Here is a 1984-nt window from a genome sequence, read left to right as displayed (position 1 = left end):
GTTGGGTAGGGGAGCGTTCTGTAAGCCTGTGAAGGTGTACTGTGAGGTATGCTGGAGGTATCAGAAGTGCGAATGCTGACATAAGTAACGATAATGCGGGTGAAAAACCCGCACGCCGGAAGACCAAGGGTTCCTGTCCAACGTTAATCGGGGCAGGGTGAGTCGACCCCTAAGGCGAGGCAGAAATGCGTAGTCGATGGGAAACGGGTTAATATTCCCGTACTGGTGATAATTGCGATGGGGGGACGGAGAAGGCTAGGCTATCCGGGCGACGGTTGTCCCGGTTTAAGAATGTAGGCAGGTGAATTAGGCAAATCCGGTTCACTACATGCTGAGGTTCGATGACGAGTCACTACGGTGATGAAGTAGCTCATGCCCCGCTTCCAGGAAAAGCCTCTAAGCTCTAGATTATCATTAATCGTACCCCAAACCGACACAGGTGGTCAGGTAGAGAATACTCAGGCGCTTGAGAGAACTCGGGTGAAGGAACTAGGCAAAATGGTGCCGTAACTTCGGGAGAAGGCACGCTGGCGCTAGGTGAAGTCCCTCGCGGATGGAGCTGAAGCCAGTCGCAGATACCAGCTGGCTGCAACTGTTTATTAAAAACACAGCACTGTGCAAACACGAAAGTGGACGTATACGGTGTGACGCCTGCCCGGTGCTGGAAGGTTAATTGATGGGGTTATCCGTAAGGAGAAGCTCTTGATCGAAGCCCCAGTAAACGGCGGCCGTAACTATAACGGTCCTAAGGTAGCGAAATTCCTTGTCGGGTAAGTTCCGACCTGCACGAATGGCGTAATGATGGCCAGGCTGTCTCCACCCGAGACTCAGTGAAATTGAACTCGCTGTGAAGATGCAGTGTACCCGCGGCAAGACGGAAAGACCCCGTGAACCTTTACTATAGCTTGACACTGAACATTGAGCCTTGATGTGTAGGATAGGTGGGAGGCTTCGAAGCGTGGACGCCAGTCTGCGTGGAGCCAACCTTGAAATACCACCCTTTAATGTTTGATGTTCTAACGTAGCCCCGTTATCTGGGGTGCGGACAGTGTCTGGTGGGTAGTTTGACTGGGGCGGTCTCCTCCCAAAGAGTAACGGAGGAGCACGAAGGTTGGCTAAGCATGGTCGGACATCATGCGGTTAGTGCAAAGGCATAAGCCAGCTTGACTGCGAGAGTGACGGCTCGAGCAGGTACGAAAGTAGGTCTTAGTGATCCGGTGGTTCTGAATGGAAGGGCCATCGCTCAACGGATAAAAGGTACTCCGGGGATAACAGGCTGATACCGCCCAAGAGTTCATATCGACGGCGGTGTTTGGCACCTCGATGTCGGCTCATCACATCCTGGGGCTGAAGTAGGTCCCAAGGGTACGGCTGTTCGCCGTTTAAAGTGGTACGCGAGCTGGGTTTAGAACGTCGTGAGACAGTTCGGTCCCTATCTGCCGTGGGCGTTGGAAGATTGAAAGGGGCTGCTCCTAGTACGAGAGGACCGGAGTGGACGCACCACTGGTGTTCGGGTTGTCATGCCAATGGCATTGCCCGGTAGCTAAGTGCGGAAGAGATAACCGCTGAAAGCATCTAAGCGGGAAACTTGCCTTGAGATGAGTCTTCCCTGACCCTTTAAGGGTCCTAAAGGAACGTTTAAGACTAAGACGTTGATAGGTTGGGTGTGTAAGCATAGCGATATGTTGAGCTAACCAATACTAATGAACCGTGAGGCTTAACCTGACAACACCGAAGGTGTTTTAGAGAGATTAGAGTTGTTTTTCAAGAAAGAGTGAGAAGCCGAGAGGTGAAGGACACACAGCTTGTTTGAGATTGAGGTTCTGGTTTAGTGGAGAAAACTAAACGGGAACAAATAGAATTTGTCTGGCGGCAATAGCGCGGTGGTCCCACCTGACCCCATGCCGAACTCAGCAGTGAAACGCCGTAGCGCCGATGGTAGTGTGGGGTCTCCCCATGTGAGAGTAGGGAACTGCCAGACATT

At 52.2% G+C, this 1984-nt stretch carries 2 rRNA genes; both read left to right on the top strand.

Annotated features, from left to right (window positions below):
- Nucleotides 1–1725: ribosomal RNA gene (locus PR809_RS19985) — 23S ribosomal RNA — on the top strand; the annotation flags it as partial.
- A 140-nt stretch (nt 1726–1865) separates the two neighbouring features.
- Nucleotides 1866–1981: ribosomal RNA gene (gene rrf / locus PR809_RS19980) — 5S ribosomal RNA — on the top strand.
- The last annotated feature ends 3 nt before the right edge of the window (nt 1982–1984 follow it).

It is taken from the genome of Providencia sp. PROV201, from assembly GCF_028479545.1.
Taxonomy (GTDB): domain Bacteria; phylum Pseudomonadota; class Gammaproteobacteria; order Enterobacterales; family Enterobacteriaceae; genus Providencia; species Providencia huaxiensis.
This window is presented reverse-complemented; position numbering and strand designations above follow the sequence as displayed.